This window comes from Insulibacter thermoxylanivorax (genome assembly GCF_015472005.1).
GTDB lineage: Bacteria > Bacillota > Bacilli > Paenibacillales > DA-C8 > Insulibacter > Insulibacter thermoxylanivorax.
The window spans coordinates 260,378-280,059 of the sequence record NZ_BMAQ01000005.1 but is presented as its reverse complement, the minus strand read 5'-3'; the positions used below and the strand labels follow the sequence as shown (position 1 = coordinate 280,059).

At 53.2% G+C, this 19,682-nt stretch carries 18 protein-coding genes; 5 read left to right on the top strand and 13 right to left on the bottom strand.

The annotated features are described in order from the left end of the window. Positions 1-87: 87 nt before the first annotated feature. Positions 88-525 carry a CBS domain-containing protein gene (locus PRECH8_RS04330; protein WP_200965847.1) on the bottom strand — a complete coding sequence of 146 codons (438 nt, stop codon included), beginning with the start codon at positions 523-525 and terminating at the stop codon, positions 88-90. 243 nt (positions 526-768) lie between these two features. Between PRECH8_RS04330 and PRECH8_RS04325 the strand changes: the two genes are divergently transcribed. Next, a complete protein-coding gene (locus PRECH8_RS04325; protein WP_200965846.1) occupies positions 769-1,107 on the top strand; it encodes a YugN family protein in 339 nt (112 codons plus the stop codon). A 21-nt stretch (positions 1,108-1,128) separates the two neighbouring features. Then, a complete protein-coding gene (gene ftsW / locus PRECH8_RS04320) occupies positions 1,129-2,277 on the top strand; it encodes a putative lipid II flippase FtsW (RefSeq protein ID WP_242457432.1) in 1,149 nt (382 codons plus the stop codon). Between the two features lie 144 nt (positions 2,278-2,421). Here the strand turns inward: ftsW and PRECH8_RS04315 are convergent, their stop codons facing one another. From PRECH8_RS04315 to PRECH8_RS04305, 3 genes are all read right to left on the bottom strand, one after another. Further along, a complete protein-coding gene (locus PRECH8_RS04315; protein ID WP_200965844.1) occupies positions 2,422-2,802 on the bottom strand; it encodes an Asp23/Gls24 family envelope stress response protein in 381 nt (126 codons plus the stop codon). Positions 2,803-2,920: 118 nt separating this feature from the next. Continuing rightward, the gene (locus PRECH8_RS04310; protein ID WP_200965843.1) at positions 2,921-3,214 is read right to left on the bottom strand and encodes a DUF1507 family protein; all 294 of its coding nucleotides are present in this window, start codon (positions 3,212-3,214) and stop codon (positions 2,921-2,923) included. Between the two features lie 146 nt (positions 3,215-3,360). Then, positions 3,361-3,603, bottom strand: coding sequence for an HPr family phosphocarrier protein (locus tag PRECH8_RS04305; protein ID WP_200965842.1), 243 nt, complete (start codon positions 3,601-3,603; stop codon positions 3,361-3,363). 225 nt (positions 3,604-3,828) lie between these two features. Here PRECH8_RS04305 and PRECH8_RS04300 point away from each other — a divergent pair, with 225 nt between their 5' ends. Next, positions 3,829-4,944, top strand: coding sequence for an aminopeptidase (locus PRECH8_RS04300; RefSeq protein WP_200965841.1), 1,116 nt, complete (start codon positions 3,829-3,831; stop codon positions 4,942-4,944). Between the two features lie 92 nt (positions 4,945-5,036). Here PRECH8_RS04300 and PRECH8_RS04295 read toward each other — a convergent pair whose 3' ends face one another. Both PRECH8_RS04295 and PRECH8_RS04290 read right to left on the bottom strand, forming a co-directional pair. After that, entirely contained in the window at positions 5,037-5,837 is an 801-nt protein-coding gene (locus PRECH8_RS04295; protein WP_200965840.1) for a hypothetical protein, read from the bottom strand. Positions 5,838-5,923: 86 nt separating this feature from the next. Continuing rightward, positions 5,924-7,861 carry a sensor domain-containing diguanylate cyclase gene (locus PRECH8_RS04290; protein ID WP_207161767.1) on the bottom strand — a complete coding sequence of 646 codons (1,938 nt, stop codon included), beginning with the start codon at positions 7,859-7,861 and terminating at the stop codon, positions 5,924-5,926. A 422-nt stretch (positions 7,862-8,283) separates the two neighbouring features. Between PRECH8_RS04290 and rpsD the strand changes: the two genes are divergently transcribed. Both rpsD and PRECH8_RS04280 read left to right on the top strand, forming a co-directional pair. Next, positions 8,284-8,883 carry a 30S ribosomal protein S4 gene (rpsD, locus tag PRECH8_RS04285; RefSeq protein ID WP_200965838.1) on the top strand — a complete coding sequence of 200 codons (600 nt, stop codon included), beginning with the start codon at positions 8,284-8,286 and terminating at the stop codon, positions 8,881-8,883. Between the two features lie 296 nt (positions 8,884-9,179). Further along, positions 9,180-12,416 carry a penicillin-binding protein 1A gene (locus PRECH8_RS04280; RefSeq protein ID WP_200965837.1) on the top strand — a complete coding sequence of 1,079 codons (3,237 nt, stop codon included), beginning with the start codon at positions 9,180-9,182 and terminating at the stop codon, positions 12,414-12,416. 428 nt (positions 12,417-12,844) lie between these two features. Here the strand turns inward: PRECH8_RS04280 and ccpA are convergent, their stop codons facing one another. The 7 genes from ccpA to aroA all read right to left on the bottom strand — a co-directional run bounded on the left by ccpA (position 12,845) and on the right by aroA (position 19,626). After that, entirely contained in the window at positions 12,845-13,849 is a 1,005-nt protein-coding gene (gene ccpA, locus PRECH8_RS04275; protein WP_200965836.1) for a catabolite control protein A, read from the bottom strand. A 136-nt stretch (positions 13,850-13,985) separates the two neighbouring features. Then, positions 13,986-14,417 (bottom strand): hypothetical protein, encoded by a 432-nt coding sequence (locus PRECH8_RS04270; RefSeq protein WP_200965835.1) that lies wholly within the window; start codon positions 14,415-14,417, stop codon positions 13,986-13,988. An 80-nt stretch (positions 14,418-14,497) separates the two neighbouring features. Continuing rightward, on the bottom strand, positions 14,498-14,914 hold the full coding sequence (locus PRECH8_RS04265; RefSeq protein ID WP_200965834.1) for a VanZ family protein: 417 nt from the start codon (positions 14,912-14,914) through the stop codon (positions 14,498-14,500). A 19-nt stretch (positions 14,915-14,933) separates the two neighbouring features. Further along, on the bottom strand, positions 14,934-16,670 hold the full coding sequence (gene ptsP / locus PRECH8_RS04260) for a phosphoenolpyruvate--protein phosphotransferase (RefSeq protein ID WP_200965833.1): 1,737 nt from the start codon (positions 16,668-16,670) through the stop codon (positions 14,934-14,936). A gap of 210 nt (positions 16,671-16,880) precedes the next feature. Next, a complete protein-coding gene (locus tag PRECH8_RS04255; protein ID WP_242457431.1) occupies positions 16,881-17,543 on the bottom strand; it encodes a hypothetical protein in 663 nt (220 codons plus the stop codon). A gap of 206 nt (positions 17,544-17,749) precedes the next feature. Next, a complete protein-coding gene (locus PRECH8_RS04250; RefSeq protein ID WP_200965869.1) occupies positions 17,750-18,178 on the bottom strand; it encodes a CoA-binding protein in 429 nt (142 codons plus the stop codon). Positions 18,179-18,330: 152 nt separating this feature from the next. After that, a complete protein-coding gene (gene aroA, locus PRECH8_RS04245) occupies positions 18,331-19,626 on the bottom strand; it encodes a 3-phosphoshikimate 1-carboxyvinyltransferase (RefSeq protein WP_200965832.1) in 1,296 nt (431 codons plus the stop codon). Positions 19,627-19,682 lie beyond the last annotated feature (56 nt).

Here is a 19,682-nt window from a genome sequence, read left to right as displayed (position 1 = left end):
TCCTAGCCCTATCAAGGCTTAGTACAGATTTTCAAGGTGCGAAAGTTGAGTTATAAAGAAATAGAGCCCGATTAAGGGCTCCATCGCTTAATGGGGGAGCTGTGTTTCGTCTGATTCGGAGATCTCCGTCAACGCCCTGCCCGCTTCCTGCTCATAGACGGAGCGAACCGCCAGATCGCCGAGTGCACACACGCCGACGAGTTCACCTTGCTCTACGATGCACAAGCGGCGAATCTGCTTGTCCGCCATGAGTTCGGCGGCTTCTTCCACCGGGGTGTCCGGAGTGACAGTGATGCATTCCTTCGTCATCACGTCCGTGATCGAAGAAGAACCTGGATGTTTGTCCGCATACCCCCTGATGACGAGATCGCGGTCCGTACAGACACCGACCAGTTTCTTGCCCTCCACGATCGGAAGGAAGCCGATATCATGCTGCTTCATCTTCAATGCCGCCTCGTAGATATTGTCCAGCGGAGTTACCGTTACGCATTCTGTGGTCATGATCTCGCCGATTGTTCTCGGCATGCCTATCTTCCACCTTTCCATCAGGAGAACTTTGGTGAGGAATATCCTTTGGGAATATCATGGCGTCTGCCGTGTATAGTTTTCGCGAAGATCAAGATTTTCATGCGCCGGTCGTCCTCCAACCGGCGGGAGGCCAATTGTGATATTATCACACGTATGCTTGCACAAGCTGGATAAACATACTATCATGTAGAAAGAAACTCGCACTAATGCAGTACTTACGGTCAGTAGGAGGAATCGTTCATGATCATCGAAAACAATCCATTAAAGGGCATTAAGAGTGAATTGAGTCATCTGGACAAAGTATCCTCCCGCCTGGGTTTCGTGCGCAATCAATGGGAATACAACCGAGCCACCTATGATTACCAGATCAAACATGATGGAAACGATTACTATCTGCGCATCGACACACGGGCAATCGAGGGGAAACTGGAACAACCTCACGCTGTCTTGAACATCCAGGAAGCCTACATCGGTCGTGCAACCTTTCCGCAGGGACTGAACTATACCGATCCGATCCCGGCGGAAGTATTGCGGTCAGCTGAGACGAAACTGACGGAACTTGCCAATGTTCTGCAATAAACCGCTTAAGGTTGATCCATGATGAATCCTCTGCATAAGGGTTCACCGGATTTCCTGCTCATGTTCCTGACGCTGATCTTGACGGGCTTCGGCATCGTCATGGTTTTCAGCTCGAGCTCTGCGACGGCAGCGATCCATTTCGGTGATTCGCTGTACTTTACCAAACGCCAGCTCGTCTTCGCTGCAGCGGGCATCTTCCTCATGTTCATCATGATGAATATCAATTTTCAGAAGTGGAAGAAGCTGATCTTTCCGATCTTTCTCCTGGCTATTTTCTTATTGATCTTGGTTCTGTTCGTGGGGGAAGTGCGGAACGGGGCGCGGAGCTGGTTCCAGATCGGCCCCTTTGGAGGACAGCCTACGGAATTCGCTAAGCTGGCCGTGGTGATGTACTTAGCTGCGCTGATCAGCCGCAAAGGGGAGAAGTTCCGTGACTTCAAGCGGGGGTTCCTGCCCGTGATGATCATCGTCGGCATCGTCTGCCTGCTCATCATGCTCCAGCCCGACCTCGGCTCCTGTTTCATCCTGGTGCTGACAGCGGGGCTGGTCATCGTGGCCGGCGGAGCGAATCTGAAGCATCTGTTCCTATCGGGCGTATTCCTGACCGGCATCCTGGGACTGGTCATCGGCGGGTATCTGCTCATGACCCCGCCGGAGGACAGATTCAGAGGATACCGCTTCTCCCGCTTAACCTCTTACCTGGACCCCTGGGCGGATCCGCTCGACAGCGGATACCAGTTGGTCCAGTCCTATTACGCCCTCGGGCACGGCGGCGTTACAGGAGCGGGGTTTGGTCAGAGCATCCAGAAGCTGCATTACCTGCCCTACGCATACAACGACTTCATCTTCGCCGTGATCGGGGAAGAATTGGGGCTGATCGGCGCCCTTGCCGTCCTGACCGCTCTCCTCATCCTGATGTGGCGGGCGCTCATCATCTCTCTGCGCTGTCCGGATATCTTCGGCACCTTGCTCGGCACGGGCATCGTGGGCATGATCGGGATCCAGACGGTGATCAATCTCGGCGGCGTCACAGGCCTCATCCCGATCACGGGGGTGACCCTGCCGTTCATCAGCTACGGCGGCTCTTCGCTGCTCGTCACCTTGATGTGCATGGGAATCCTTCTCAATATCTCGCGATATTCCAATCAACCGCGAGATGCTTCACGTTAGGACATGGCATCCGATATCGAACATCGGACCATGTCCTTTCATTGTGCGCTGATATCATCTTACCCCTCTACGAACACAAAAAACTGCCTCCCGAAAGAGACAGTTTGGTGCAGTTATTATAGATAAAGCTATGAGAATGACTGCTTACTTAACCCGGTTCTTCGGTGCCTCAAGCGCCGGTTCTTCCGGGAAAGCCACACCTTCAACCTTAACGTTGACCTCGACCACCGTTAATCCCGTCATATTCTCCACTGCATCCCGGACATTCTCCTGCAGATCTCTGCAAACCTCATGAATCTTCGCTCCATAGTTCACGATGACCCGCAGATCGATCGCTGCTTCTGTTTCGCCGACTTCCACGGATACCCCTTTGTTTACGTGCTTTCCGCTGAGTCGGCGAGCCAGTCCTTCGCTGATCCCCCCGGACATGCCGGCGATGCCAGGCGTATCGGTAGCAGCCAGTCCGGCGATCGTTGCTACAACATCATCCGATATACGGATGGTTCCTGTACCAGTCTCCTCCATATGAAGAATCCTCCTTCCATGACGTGAACATATTGGTATTGTATAATGAGACAACATGCAAAAGCAATTGCTTGCCGGCCTTAAGGATCTGAATCATGGCGGTTGGAACTGATCCTGTTCATTCGGACTGCTGCTTATTCAGAGCCTCATATAAGTTTGCCAGGTTCCGTTCAAGTTTATTCAGAATCTCCTTGCCTTCGGACGCCTCGATGAGACCTGCTCGAATCGCGAAATCCACTTCTCTCGATAGGCCGTACATCTGGGTATCGAGGACTTCCTCATACAGAGGACAACGGCGGTTCGTCAGCGTCTCCATCTGTACTTGGATTAATTGTTCGATTTTATATGCATCCTCACGGAGAAGGGCTAACGCTTTCTGGCTTAATGCGGACATTAGTTCATCCGTAGACATCATAGTACTCCTCCCTGGCATCGATCTCCCATAAGTCTCTATAAGCCTATATTAGTCGAAAAATTCACAATGTACAAGTGAAGTCCCGCGCGATGCCAAGAAAAATGAGGTGTATGCACACCTCATGATCTGTGAATATTGTTCGGTTATTCTTTGACTGTAACTTGCAGATTGTGCTTCTTAAATACTTCCAACATCGCTGCCTTCGCTTCTTCGGCATCAGGGCCGTGGATATGAAGCTCATATGTGCTTCCGCTCATCAGGGAGGTAAATAGACCCAGGATACTCTTCACGTCGATGTACTTGTTCTCGAACTGCAATACGATCGATGAAGTGAATTTGCTTGCCGTTTGAGAGATTTCTACTACTGCTGCATTTGCATTTGTCATGTTCGGATCCCTCCGGATATCATTTTGTTTCATCATACGTGAAAACCTTCACTCTTATCAAGAGATAAATTGCCAAAATCCTTTAGCACATTGTCCAAAAGCGCTTCGCCATACCTTCTATTATGCATTACTCACACAAAATATTCATCGAATCGGTTATAATAATCATGTTACATATCACATGTTCCATATAACACACATATAAAATCAAAAGGATGATGCATGGTGATGGACCCAAGATTAGAACGATTGGCCGATGTCCTGGTCAACTATTCGACGAATGTTCAGCCGGACGAGAATGTCCTCATCGAGGCCTTCGGCATCGATCACGCCCTTGTCAAAGCTGTTGTGCGGGAAGTCCACAAGGCCGGCGGCAGACCCTATGTGAATCTCCGCGACCATCAAGTGACCCGCGAACTTCTGATGTCGGCGAGCGAGGAGCAGATCCGCACCTGGGCCGAATTCGATCAGAAGCAGATGTCGATGATGCAAGCCTATATCGGTATCCGCGGCGGCAGCAATATCTATGAGCTGTCCGATGTGCCGGATGACAAGATGAAGCTGTACAACAAGCTGTACAACCATCCGGTGCACTCCATGACACGTGTAAGGAATACCAAATGGGTCGTGCTCCGCTATCCGTCGCCGTCGATGTCCCAGCTTGCCTCGATGAGCACCGAAGCCTTCGAGAAGCTGTACTTCGACGTATGCACCATGGACTACAGCAAGATGAGCGCTGCGATGGATGCGTTGGTCGACCTCATGAACCGCACGGACCGCGTAAGGATCACCGGTCCGGGAACGGATCTGACCTTCTCGATCAAGGATATCCCGGCGATCAAATGCGACGGCAAGATGAATCTGCCCGACGGCGAAGTCTATACCGCCCCTGTCCGCGACAGCGTAAACGGCACGATCTCCTTTAACACGCCCAGCCCTTATAACGGCTTCGTGTTCGAGAATGTCGTCCTGCGCTTCGAGAACGGGAAGATCGTAGAAGCAACGGCGAATGACACCGAGCGGATCAACCGCATCCTCGATACCGATGAAGGCGCGCGCTATGTCGGCGAGTTCTCGATCGGCTTTAACCCCTTCATCCGAGAGCCCATGAAGGACATCCTCTTCGACGAGAAGATCGACGGCTCCCTGCACTTCACGCCGGGGCAGGCCTATGAGAATGCCTATAACGGCAATGATTCCAGCATCCACTGGGATATGGTCTTGATCCAGCGAGCGGATTACGGCGGCGGAGAGATCTGCTTCGACGACCGACTGATTCGCAAGGACGGGCGCTTCGTCGTGCCGGAGCTGGAAGGGCTCAATCCAGAAAATCTGAAATAATACCAACACCCGGGCGGATCGGATCACAACACAGCTTGAAATCGAAGGCTGCTCAACTTGAGCAGCCTTCGCTGTGTCTGTATCGGCTCCGATTAACGGGGGAAGCGGTATACCGTCTCCACTGTCTCCGCCTGCCGCTTGCCGTTTACTTCATACTCCAGTTCCGCGGTATATACCAACTCTTCCATTCGCCGCTGCCTCGTCTCAACGGTTATGCGGTAATCCGTATCGATCGTGAGCGTGCTGAGCATCTGCTCCAATTGCCGACCGGCTTGCTCTGCATACCGCTTCAACTCCGCCCGCAGTGCCTCGTGCTCCGAGCCGCGGATGCGTGCTTCTGCCTCCTTAATAATCCGCTCATGCTCGCTGCGGATGTGGGCGCGCACGCGTTCCAGCAGATCCTCATCTTCCACGTCAGCGCTAAGCACCGCCTTGCCGGTTTGTCCCTTCGCCTCCTCGAAGGAGACGATCTTCTTCGACCGGTTCAACAGTTCTGCGTGGATCAGCGGATTCAGCGTGTACAGGGGGAGCAGTTTCCCCGTTTCCCTCGTTTCTCCGGTCAATTTCCACTCACGGTTTTCCTTCTTGTAATGCAAGAGTCCATCGCTCATGCTGCTGTATGCTGCGCTGGAGCCAGTGCCGCTGTCCACCGGTTCAAGATAGATCTCATTGTGTCCGCTTACATATCCGGAGAAAACCTTCCTGCGGCTTCCAGGCGAATGCTTCGAATTCACAGCTGTAGATACCTCGAAGGTAAAGTCATCCTGTCCATAGATTTCCGATACGGCTTGGCTTAACAATTCATATGGGTCCTCTGCACCGATGCCGGTGCAGCCGCTTATGCACAGCACAGCCGCGATCACCACCGCAAGTCCTATCCTGCATCCTGCCATCCTTCGATCGTCCCTCCAGTTCAGGTTGCTGACTTCTCCTCATGTAGGATAGCCAGCCGCAGGTCGGGACATGCACCGCTCTGACTTTAACCTATCCTCACCTGGTTGCGCCCGGTGCGCTTCGCCTCGTACAAGGCCATATCCGCGCGATAGAACAGGGATTCAACGCTGATCTTCTCGTCTTCCCTGTTCCAATGGGATACGCCGCTGGAGATCGTAACCTTCGGATCCGTCTCCTCTTCCACTCTTCTGCGGATGCGCTCTGCGACCATGAGCGCTTGATCGAGCTGCAATCTGGGCAGGTAGACGGCCATCTCCTCACCGCCCCAGCGGGCTGCGATATCCGTATCCCGTATGCTGCCTTTGATGATCTGAGCAACCTGTTTAATCGACTCATCGCCGATCTGATGGCCGTGAGTATCGTTGATGTTCTTGAAGAGATCGATGTCCGTGAGGAGCAAGGAACCGCAGGGGTCACGCTGCTGCATCAGCTTGATCTGTTCATCGAGGTAATGCCGGTTATACAGCCCCGTTAGATGATCGGTCACCGCCATTCGCCGCACCTCGGCGTGCAGCGAAGCATTCGTCATCGCCAGCCCGATGTGGCCGGATAGCACCTGAAGCAGCTTGAAATTACCATATGTAAAATAATCCGGAAGACGGTGCGCCATCATGATCACGCCCAGGACTTCCGAGCCGACGATAATCGGCGAACCGATCATCGACCTTGCACCTGTCATCTCCATGAATTTGGAAGGAATCTCGGGGTGTTGTGCGTAATCGGAGACGATCACCGGCTCCCGGCTCTCGATCATCAGCCCGGCGAAGCCGTAATCTAGATCGAAGGAAGCATGCGTCATCTCAGTGATATTGCTCGATTGGACCGTCATCACACGGTTGTCCTTATCCGTCTGGATGATCAGGCCGAAGTTCGCTTTGAAGATCTTGATCAGTTCATCGGTGGCAAACTGGAAGACCTCCTGCGGTTTCAAGCTCTGGTTCAAACGTCTGGTGATCTCGTTGATGAGGCGAAGTTCATGAATCATGATATTGGAACTCTCATGCAGCCGGGCGTTCTCGAAGGCTGCTCCGGCGCACTCAGCTAATTCCGTAATAAACGGCACATCGAGTTCCGATCCCAGTCCCTCCTCAATGATCACCTGCATGATGCCGTAGACGCCCTGCTTGCCGCTGAGCGGAACAGCCAGCCGCTGGCATCTGCGGCCGGCGATGATCTCACAGGTGAAGACGGCTCTGCTCTCCATATAGGCACGCATAAGGCTGTCTTCCTCCCCATGCTGGATCTGGAGAGGTTTGACCATCGGCAGCTGGCTGCTGTGGTCTTGGGTGAGATACAGTGCGATGTCCGCCGATGGATAGATCTTCTTCATGCTGCTCATGATCTCGCCGAGCACCGCATCTACATCCATATTGCCATGCAATTGCTTAGCCACCTGATACAGCACAGCCTTCTTCCGCATCTCTTCCTCATAACCATGCTTCATGGCCGCAAGACGTTCGACCTCCGCTTGTTTCCGCACCTGTATCAGATCGGATTGAATCGCTTTCACCCATGCTGCGAATAAAGCCCGGGCTTCTCGTTCTTCCCTCTCATCCCTTGGTTCATAGATCAGCCCCAGCACAGCTGCTAATTCATTAGAATCATCAAGCAAGGGTTTCGCCAGCGTGCAGCAATCCTTAAGAATCGGATGCGTATGTTCATCCCGCCGAATCTGGAAGGATTGCTTGTCGGCAATGGCGATCGCATGGACGCCCTTCTGCCGCCAATCGCCGTCGAAGCCGGCAAGCAGCCCTTCCGCTGCTTCATGAAGCGCATGGCTCTCAAGCTCGATTCCCGAGGCATCGCATAAGAGAAGCATGCCTCTGAGCTCCAGATCACCAGGGTTGATCCCCTGAATCAAGCGTTTAAAACACTCCCTGATATGCGCGGGATCGACGGAGGGCTGGACAGGTATAGGCGCATGTGGATCATGAACACCTTCCCGCGGATGATGACACTGCATGAACATCCCTCATTTTAACAAATAATCGATGAAACGAATTCATGATGCTTTATCCCTAATTCTATCTTACTATTATCTCTGGAAACTTTCACCTTAGTTTTCCTTAGTTTATTATTTATGCTAATAAGATATGACTTATGTACTGTATGGCGAACCGTGATGATCAACCTTGCATCTTGATTTATGAAGAAACACGCATCTAATGCTTGACATCGAGATCCTATTTCTTATAAAATTATACCTCGGAGCATACTGTAGATAGCGTGATCGAAGACGTCTGTTTCAACACCCTCGCAGGAGCTGCGTACAGCGGGACGCGGCTGAATTTTTGCCCGCTGGATGCTGCTATCGAGCATCGTTCGCACTCCTTGCACAGACGGATCTTCGAGAACATTTATTTATACAAAGGAGTAAGATCAAACATGTCGCGTTATACAGGTCCTAAATTCAAACTCAGCCGCCGCCTGGGCATCTCCTTGAGCGGCACGGGCAAAGAGTTAAAGCGCCCATTCCCTCCGGGACAACACGGCCCGGGACAACGCAGAAAATTAAGTGAATATGGTCTTCAATTACAAGAGAAGCAAAAGCTTCGCCATATGTATGGACTCAGCGAGAAGCAATTCCGCAATCTGTTCGATAAGGCGAGCAAGATGCCAGGGATCTCCGGCGAGAACTTCATGATCTTGCTCGAGAGACGTTTGGACAACCTTGTATATCGTCTCGGCTTTGCAAACACTCGCGCCGGCGCCCGTCAATTGGTCGCACACGGCCATGTGACTGTGAACGGTAAGAAAGTCGACATTCCTTCCTATCTTGTGAGTGTCGGCGAAGTCATCGGCCTGCGTGAAAGAAGCCGCAATCTCTCGACGATCAAGGAATCCCTTGCTAACAACAACTACGTACCTGAATATCTTGAATATGATGAGAACACGATGGAAGGAAAGTTGACACGTCTCCCAGAACGTTCCGAACTTCCGCAAGAGATCAATGAAACGTTGATCGTCGAGTTCTACAGCCGTTAATTTCACGAAGGGCTGTCAGGCAGAGTTATCTGCTTGACAGCCCTTCTCCTATCAATCCTGTTATGACAAGTATGGCAAGCAGATGACGGATCACCATGCATGTTCGGTTGAGCCAGTGATGGATGCACAGCGTACATGAAGATGGATACACTGCGTGCATGATATGCGACAAGCGGCCTATATATGCTTCATTTCTCGTTTATGGTATAATGAAACGTGTTTATTTTCCCTATTTTTCGATGTTCGGCAGCTTGTCGGTCGATCTGTCTGGAACAGGTTATTACAGGAGGTCAATTATGACTACTCAACATACGAATCAACGCGATGCAACGAAGAAACCATCATCGAAGAAAAAATCGGACAAAGCGATAAATGGAACGAAACAAGCGCTGTTAATCATCCTTCACAGCTTAAAATGGCTGCTCCTCGTCGCCTGCTTAGGCGGAGTCACCGTCTTCGGGGTGCTCTACGGCTATGTATCCGCCCTCGTCAAAGACGATCCCCTCCGCTCGCGCGAGGAGATTATCACGGCTCTCTACCAGAACAGCGAGACCGGCTACATCTACTTCCGGGATGACGGCACAGGCGAACCGGAACTGATGGGACAGCTGCGCTCGGAAGTCGATAGGCAGCCGATCACAAGCATCGACAAGGAAGTGCCGCAGATCGTCGTCGATGCCTTCCTCGCTGTAGAGGACAATGACTTCATGGAACACAAAGGCATCGATATCGGTGCGACGCTGCGTGCCGTCCGCCAGCAATTCCTGAATGAAAGCAGACAGACCGGCGGCAGCACGATCACCCAGCAACTCGCAAGGAATCTGTTCTTGTCCCTGGAACAAACACACAGCCGCAAGTTTAAGGAGATCCTGCTGGCGATGCGCATGGAGCGCTATCTCTCTAAGGAGCAGATCCTCATCGGCTATCTCAACAAGATCCCCTTTGGAGCAAGTTCCACGGGGTATCAAGTATACGGCATCAAAGCAGCGGCCCGCGGGATCTTCAACCTGGAACTGGATGAGCTGAACATCGCACAAGCGGCCTATCTGGCTGGCTTGCCGCAAGCGCCCCATACCTATTCGGCGTTTACCGGCACCGGTGCTTTCAAGGAAGAAGGATTCAACAGAGCGATGCAGAGACAGCGGGTCGTTCTCTACCGGATGCTGCAAGAAGGCAAGATCACGGAAGAGGAATACGAAGAAGCGCTGGCCTTTGATATTCGTTCTTCCTTAGCCCCGCCTAGTCAGAAGGCGTATAACAAGTATCCGTTCCTGATGCTGGAAGTGGAACAGCGGGCGACGAAGATCCTTGCCCTGCAGAACAACCCGGGGCTGACGATGGATGACCTGTCCGACCCGCAGTATGAAGATCTGTTGAATGACACACACAAGGAACTGCTGAACGGCGGTTACCAGATCTATACGACGGTGGACAAGAATATCTATGAAGCGCTCCAAGAACTAGCCTCCAATCCGGAGAATTTCTCACCGGATGACGAAGAGAATGGTGTCGAGCAAGTCGGAGCGATCATGATCGACAACGAAACCGGCGCGATCCTCGCCATGATCGAGGGGCGTGACTACAATATCGAGCAGCTGAACCATGCAACGCAGATGAAACGGCAGCCGGGATCGGCGATGAAACCGATCGCTGCATACCTGCCGGCAATCGAGGACGGCAAGATTCAGCCGGCCACCGTCATCGACGACAGCCCGATCATCCTGCCCGACGGCGGTAAGGGATTCCATATTCCGAACAACGTGCTGCTCCGTTTCGACGGTTTGATGACGGCCCGTCACGCATTGAACCATTCCTACAACGTGCCGGCAATCAAGATCTATAACAATATCGTCGGCATCGAGAACGGTCTGAACTTCGCGAAGAAGCTCGGCATCACCACGATCGATGAATCCGACTACTACGCAGCCACGGGAGTCATCGGCGGGATGAAATACGGCGTTACCGTCGAAGAACTCACGAATGCTTATGCTGCGATCGCCAGTTACGGCGAGTTCAAGGATGCTTACCTCATCGAGAAGATCACGACGATGGACGGCGAAGTTGTCTACGAGCATAAAGTAACGCCGGAGAGGGTCTTCTCTGAGCAATCCGGCTATCTGATGACCGATATGCTGCGCACGGTCATCCAGAACGGAAGCGCGACAAGCTTGAAGAGCGACTTCAAACATTGGGATAAGACGACCATCGCCGGGAAGACCGGTACAACCCAGAATTACCACGATGTCTGGTTCGTCGGATACAGCCCTGATGTAACCGTAGGTGTGTGGATCGGTTACGACCAGCAGGCACCGCTCAGCCGGGAAGGCCGGCGCCGGGCAAGGGAGATCTGGGCGAAGATCATGAATACCAGCATTGAGACCAGACCTGAGCTGTTCCCGACGAAGGACTTCCCGAGACCGGACGGAATCGTGGAGATGACCGTCTCCTCCGTCTCCGGCGACCTGCCGAGCGAGCTGGTGCGCAAGCATAACATGCTGTATCGGGATATCTTCAATAAGAAGTACATCCCGGTGAAGGAAGACAGCGCACTGGTCGAGATGGAAATCGTTCGGTACGGCGGATTGAACTACCTTCCGCATCCTGAGACGCCGCGGGATTTTGTCCAGAAGCGGCTGCTTGTAAGGCGCAACCCTTCGATTGCCGAGCTGATTCGGGAGATCCAAGAGATGTTTGAGAAATATCCGAACAGTCGCCCGAACCGTTCGCTCAGCTTCTATATCCCGCGTGACGCACATCTGGATGCGCCGACGCTGGTGGATCCGCGTGAGGACGACGGTCTCATCCCTGCTGCGCCGGGACAGCCGGCGATCAGCCGCAATGCGGAGACCGGTGAGGTGACAATCACCTTCCAAGCGACCCAGGCACCCGATCTCATCGGATACCGCTTGTATAAGTCGGTGAACGGCATGCCTTATCAAGTCGCACAGATCCTCTATGCGGGAGACGAAACGGTCTTCAAAGACACGGTACCGAGTTATGAGCGTGCGACGTACTACATCACCGCCGTTGATGTCGTAGGCAAGGAATCACCGCCGACGCAAGTGCTGCTCAGCCACAGCGATGCCTTCGATCCGGGCATTCCCCTTCCTCCGTTCAACGGCATCGGCGGAGAAGGAGAGAATGGCGATGCAGACGGCAGCAGCCCAGGCCCAGGCGGAGACCCGGGCGGAAGCAGCGATCCGCTGAACGGCTCGGTGCCTCAGCCGGGCAGCGGCGATGGGCAGGATGAGGGGCCGGCGGCTGCTCCATCCGCGCCGAAGAATGTAACGGCAACAGCCGGCAGCGGCGGCACGTCCGTATCCCTCAGCTGGGATCCGAATCCCGAGCAGGAGAAGGTGACGAGTTATGAGATCTACTACTCCGTCACCGAGGACGGCCCTTATGCGAAGATCGGCTCGACAACGGAGACCTATTACGAATACATCTCCTTCCCGATCAGCGGATGGTATCGGGTCGCAGCAGTAAACGCGCACGGTACCTCAAGTTACTCAGCGCAGGTGCATGTTGAGTAACAAGTCTTGCTCCTGTTGCTCTCGTCGCCTGCTTCTTTCACCCCCTGTTGCTGACAAGCGTCAGGGGGTTCTTTTATGTTCACTATGCTATGCGTACGAAGGTATACGGGGAATTGCAAAAGCAGACCCGGGAGCCGCTTCTCCTCTGGTCTGCCTTTTGCTTGTCCTAAATATAGGATAAGATCCGAAAAAACAAAAAGGTTTATCCTAAAATTAGGATAAAGCCCTCAGCTGGCACTTCTGTCGATCTTGAGCGATAATATGACTTCAATTATGGATCAAACACACAATCACGCCGCAGCCTCCTTGTTACGCAGCAAACACGCTGTCACGCATACGGGACACCGCTCGAGTAGATTGCATGAAAGTATGAAAAAAAGAAAAAAAGGGGCTTATACAGCCCCCCTCCAGGCCTTAGCCTGTAACCTTTAGGCCTCTGCGATCGAATCCCGAATGATCAGCTCATGCGGCAGGATCACGCGTTCTTCTTCAACGTGCTCTTTCTTCATGAGCTTGGTCAAGAGGCGCATCGATACGGCACCTATGTCATACATCGGCTGAGCAACGGTCGACAGGCGCGGCCTTACCATCGACGCCATACGAACATTGTCGATGCCGATGATCGAGATGTCATCGGGTACGGAAAGTCCGTGATCCAATACCGTATGGATCGCGCCGATCGCCATCTCGTCATTGGCTGCGAGGATCGCCGTCGGCCGGTCTTCCAGTTCCATGAAGTAATTCATCACTTCAAGACCGGACTCATAGCGGCCGTTGCCGATACGCACATAGTCTTCGCGGAACGGAATCCCGGCTTCCTCCAGCGCCTTGCGGTAACCCAGATAACGCTGGTAATAATGCGTCAAGTCCTCCAGCACGCCGCTGATCAACGCGATCTTCTTGTGGCCGCGTGTGATCAATGCTTGTACCGCGTCATAGGCAGCAAGCTGATGATCGATATCGACAGAAGGCACGCTCTGTTCGACATCGCTGGTTGCGCACAGCACAACCGGAACGTTAGACGTGCGGAACGCTTGGATATGGTCTTCCGTCACCAAGCCGCCCATGAACAAGAGTCCGTCCACCTGTTTCTCCAATAGGGTGTTGATCACGCGGATCTCCTTCTCCTTGCGCATGTCCGCATTGCAGAGGATGATGTTGTAGTGATACATGTTCGCGATATCCTCAATCCCCCGCGCTACTTCCGCAATGATCGCATTCGAGATATCCGGGATGACGACGCCTACCGTCGTCGTCCGTTTGCTCGCGAGACCGCGGGCAACCGCATTCGGCCGATATCCGAGACGTTCGATCGCTTCGTAGACTTTCTTGCGTGTTTGTGGTTTTACGTTCGGGTTGTTGTTGACCACTCGAGATACAGTGGCCATCGACACACCTGCTTCTCGAGCTACATCATAAATTGTTACTGTCATTTGCTTCTCTCCGTTACTTTAATAGAATGATACGTGTATAGATACGTGAAAAAACGTACATATGGGTTACCGATATCATACGACAAATTGCGATGAGATGCAATGCCCGCGGGCAGGAAGGATCAGTTGATCCCGATCAGTGATCCCTGCCCAAGGTGCCGGATATGACATAATGGTCCGAAATCTGTCGCAATCTGCCTCTAAGTTCCTCGACCCACGCAGGATCGTTCAGAGACTTGGCGAGCAGCAACATGTCCAGTAATTCATTGATTCTCTCTTCGATTATATTCATTAATGATTCATGAAGCAATTCTTGATCCGATGCTTTCATCAGCAAGAAGGCCAGCTCATTGCATTCATCGAAGCGGATCTTCGACGGCTCATCCTGCGAGTCAGCGATATGTTCGATCAGCGAGGTCAAATCGCCTTTCACGGCGGAGAATACTTCGCTTCTATGACAGGATTCACATGTATAGATCGGAACATTGTTGATCTCGACTTTGCTGGAATAAATCAAGGTTCTAAGAGATAATCTCATCACGCTGCCGCATGTACAAGTTATGGTCATCCTCTCCCCTCCTCGCCCGAACCAAAAACTAATCCCATACTTTATTCGACCGAGCGGGGAGATCTCCTGCACTGAGATGTCTAGTACTTTTTACCTTCGAGGAGCCGGATGTACAAGCGATGGACCGGCTTCAAGCTGACAAGCAGCATCGCGATCAAAGCGCCTATCCCATCGTTGCGCAGGTCGAGAAGATCCGGTGAACGGCCGGGGATGAAGGACTGATGGTACTCATCCGTCACCCCATACAGCACACAGATCAGGACGGTAAGCAGCCTTCCCCGCCAATTCAGCCATTTAGCCCCGAGAGCAAGATATACGAATAATGCCAAGATAAAATAAGCGATAAAATGTCCAAAATTCAGATCCCGGATGAACGGAAACAGCTTCTTCACCCATACCATCACATTCTCATCCAACGCCTCCCCGGGTTGATGAGACATGTAGAAGATGACCGCCATCCAGATGATCGCTGGTACGATACGCAACCAGGTTTTCAATTGTCTAACTCCTAACCATTTATGATTCCCATTCGATAAGCCGATTAAACTCCGCGATCTTCGCTTTGATCTCCTCACTGGTCTTGCAGGTGAACAGGTCACGGACCAGTTCCCGGCAGCGATCCGCAGACAGGCTGCGTACCCGCTTCTTCACCGTAAGGATCGCAGGCGGAGCCATGCTCAAACGCGTGATGCCTAGCCCAAGCCACACCGGTAGATAATCAGGCACGCCCGCCAGTTCGCCGCATACGCTAACCGTTTTGCCCGCTTGCTGCGCGGCTTCTGCGATCTGCCGAAAGACGCGAATCACCGCGGGATGATACGGGTCATATACCGGAGAAACCCTCGTATTCATCCGGTCAGCAGCGAGGATGTATTGCACAAGATCGTTGGTGCCGATGCTAAAAAACTCCACCTCATCGGCCAACAGATCGATGATCGTCCCCGCCGCCGGGATCTCGACCATAATCCCCGTTTTGAGCGGCGGAATCTCCCTGCCTAACTGCGCAGCGAGCTGTGTCCTCACCTCATCCAGCAGACGGTTCGCTTCCCTTACCTCTTCGACGGAGGCGATGAAAGGATACATCACTTTGATCGGGCCGTGCAAGCTCGCACGCACGATTGCACGCAGCTGCGTGCGGAAAATCTCCGGATAGGCTAAGCTGAAGCGAATCGCCCGCAAACCCAGAGAGGGGTTATCTTCATCGGGCAGATCAAAATAGGGCAAGCGCTTGTCGGCCCCGATATCCAACGTACGGATGACGAAGGGCCGGCCCTGCAAGCGCTCGATCATCGAGCGATAGGTCTCATACAATTGCTCTTCCGTCGGCCAGGTCGAGCGATCCATGTATTCGAATTCCGTCCGGTACAAGCCGATGCCTTCCGCATGGCGGATATTCGCGCTCTTGATCTCGAGGTTAAAGCCGATGTTCGCCAGCAGCTTAACCTGTACGCCGTCGATCGTACTCGCCGGCAGATCGCTGATGGTGCTCAGACGGAGCTGTTCGCGGCGATATTCCTCACGTTCCTGTTCATACTTCGCAAGCGTCTCCTCATCGGGATTCACATCGATGAGGCCGCGATCGCCGTCTATGATGATCTGATCGCCGTCTTCGATCGGTGCAAGCAGTTCCCCCTCCAGGCCGACGACACACGGAATGCCCAGCGCCCGGGCCATGATCGCCGTATGTGAATTCGCACTGCTCGCCATGATGACGATGCCGATCAGATTCTGCGGATTCAGATGGGCAAGCTGCGACGGCGTCAGTTCCCGTGCGACGATGATATAGGGTTCGTCCGCCGGCGGTTCGAACACATTCATCGTGCCGATGAGGTGTTTGAGCAGCCGGTTGCCGACATCGCGAATGTCCAGCGAACGATCCTGCATCACCTGATCTTCCAACTGTTCGAACAAGCGGCTGAAGCGATCCATCACTTCTTTGACCGCAACTTCCGCCACTTTGTATTGTTGAAGAATTACGTTCTGCACTTCTTTCATAAATTGCGGATCTTCAAGGATGGCGATATGGGCATCGAAGATCCGCAGCTCGTCTTCCCCGAAATACGGCGAGATCTCCTGCTTCAGTTCTTCGATCTCCGACTTCGATATGCTGATCCCTTCGTACAGCCTCTGCATCTCCTGGCCGAGCTGAGCGGCATCGATGATGCGATCAGGCAACTCATACTCCCACTGCGGCAGATTGAACGCTCTCCCGTAGGCAATTCCCGGGGCAGCGCCGATAGCATGATATCGCATAGATCCCCCTCTATCTTATCCGTCATATCTCTGTGCCAACCACGACGAAACAATCCTGAACCTCTCACCCGTTCTATGTATTTGGGCTCTATAAAGAATGTATAGTGATCTTTTTCATTTGTAAAGTCTAAGCCTTGCCAACTCTGAAGATTACTGCATGGGAAAGGGAAGGCGAACCCGGGGGGGGGTGGGTTCGCCAATGGGGGATGTTTAGAAGAAACTGCGGCCGAATGCGCTCGGCTGATTGGAATCGCTGCGCAGATCTTGATCGTGACCCGGCTGATTCCCTTGGTAATTGGCGAGATGATATTGCTGCGGGCTGTTATACTGCTGGGACTGCTGAGTATACTGGCTTTGCGAATATTGACTTTGGTAAGGCGAATATTGGGCCGAAGTTGATCCGGCAGAGGATTGCAAAGACTGCGAGCTTGCCGGAACAGATGCTTGATACTGGCTAGTCATCGAAGCGCTTCCATAGCCCCCATAATTCCCGGTATTCCCGTAGCTTCCGTAACTGCCGTAGCCGCTCGGCTGCTGCGAATCAGAGCGCAGGTAATTGTCATGTCCCGGCTGGTTGCCGCGGTAGTTCGACATGTGGTAGGAAGCCGGCGATTGGTACTGCGAACTTACCGAGCTCGAGCTCAGAGCCTGCTGGCTGCCTTGACCGTAGACGGATTGTACGAAACCCGTCGGCTGGAAGGTACGCTGAATGCCGCGGTACTGCGAAGTTACAGGCGTGTTGTAGGAGCTGGTTGCGTAACCGCTGCTCTGCATGCTGCTTGATGGCTGCTGGGAGTCAGAACGCAAGTAGCGGTCATGCCCCTGGATATTGCCTCGGTAGTTTGATGTGTGATACGACTGCTGATTATACACAGCGATGCCCTCCTTCAGATATGGTCTTCATGACGATGATGGACGCTGGAGCCCGCTTCTACCGACGGGAGTCAGGTGCTGAGTCATCAGTCACAAAGCCTTTACTATTGTCTGCAGGAGGGCATGTGAAGTATGTTAGTAAGCTGCTGGGAGCTTGCTGGTTATTGTCAGACCCGGCTACAGTCAAGCCCGTTTGCAAGCCTCGTTCATCCGCGCGGCTTTAAGACCGCATCCTCAACCTTGATGCAGCGGTCCATGATCACCGTAAGCCCGCCCTGCTGGGCGATGGCCGCTGCTTCCTCATTGTAGATGCCTTGCTGCAGCCAAAGGACGCGAGCGCCGACGCGCACGGCTTCTTCAGCGATCGGCGGCGTATGTTCGCTGCGCCGGAACACATTGACAATATCGATCTTCTCCGGCACCTCGCTGAGTGAAGCATAGCATGTCTCGCCAAGGATTTCCTTGCCTTGCGCAACAGGATTGACAGGGATGATGCGGTACCCCCTCTCCTGCATCGCCTTGGCTACCATGTGCGATGTCCGTTCCGGCTTATCGGACAGACCAACAACTGCGATGTTGCCGCAATTCGCAAGGATCTCCTTGATCTCCTCGCGGCTTGGATTCGTAAATGCCATCGTATTCGCCTCCATGTCCATATTGCGCCCTTTCCATTCGTCTTTCGCCTTATGCTGCATCTAACTTTCTGCAAATCTGCGCCTAATCGTATGACATATTTTGCACCTAGCTTGAACTTCAACTTGCACCTTAGATTTGCAGCTAATCCTGCCTAGTCTTCCATAAGTTCCACTTGCGCTCCGAGGGCCCGCAGATGATCGAAGTAAGTCGGATAGGACTTGGCAACATGATGGGCATCCCTTATGGTCAGACCCTTCTTCGAACGCAGGCCGACAACGGTCAGCGCCATAATCACGCGGTGATCGACATGCGCATCGATCTCCACACCGCCTTCCACGCCTTCTGGACGGCCATGCACGATGATCTCGCTCTGCCGTTCCTCCACATCGGCGCCGGCCTTGCGCAGCTCATTCAAGAAGTCCGTGATGCGGTCGCACTCCTTATAGCGCAGATTCTCCACATTGTAGAAACGGGAAGTCCCTTCTGCAAACACAGCGGCAGCTACCATAGCGAGCACGGCATCGGTGAATTCGTCACCGTCGAACTCCACAGCCTTAAGGCGGCCATTCCCTTGAATATGCACCGTACCGTTCTCATGGGTCAGCGGCACGCCCATCGCCCGCAGCACATCGACGGCAGCCCGTTCACCCTGCTTGCTGTCCTCCGGCAAGCGGTGGATCTTCACATCCGATTGGGTGACGGCAGCCGCAGCCATGATCGCTGCTGAACCGGGATAATCTCCCTGCACGATATAATCCCTGGTCGCATAGCGCTGGCCTCCCGGAACGCGGAAGTGCATCAGATCATCCGCAGCTTCGAACTGAATCCCTGCCTGCTCCAGCACCTCTAGGGTCTGTCCGACGACGACCTTTGACTTCAGGTCATGCAGCACTTCAATCTCGCTGTCCTCATCCAAGAGCGGCGTCATGAAGAGCAGCGAGCTGAGGTACTGCGAACTGATCTTGCCGGATACCTGAATCCGTCCGCCGCGCGGTGCACCGCCATAGATCGTAATCGGCAGTTTGCCATCCTGGTGATCGATCTTCACGTTCATCGAGGTCAGGGCATCGATCAGATCCCCATGCGGACGTTTCCCCAGGGATTCGGGATAGCGGTTGATGAAGGTAACCTGGGGGCAGAATGCAGCGATGGACATCAGGAAACGCAGGACCGCACCCGCGTTGCCTACGTCGAGTTCTTTCACATCACGGGGATGGCGGCCAAAGCCGGTGATCGTAATCTTCTCATCATCTTCTTCAAGCACCGCTCCCAGATCGCGCAAACAGCGGCGCATCGCATCGCTGTCCTCGCTGTGCGCAGGATAATAGACGCGGCTTGTCCCTTCAGCGAGGGCTGCAGCCAGCATATAGCGCGTCGTATAATTTTTTGAAGAAAGTGCATTCATCTCCCCGCTCAAGTGGGATGTAGGCGTCACAATTGCTTTCAATGAACTTCGCTCCTTACGTTCGGTATTGACTTCCATCATGGATATACTATCCTAGA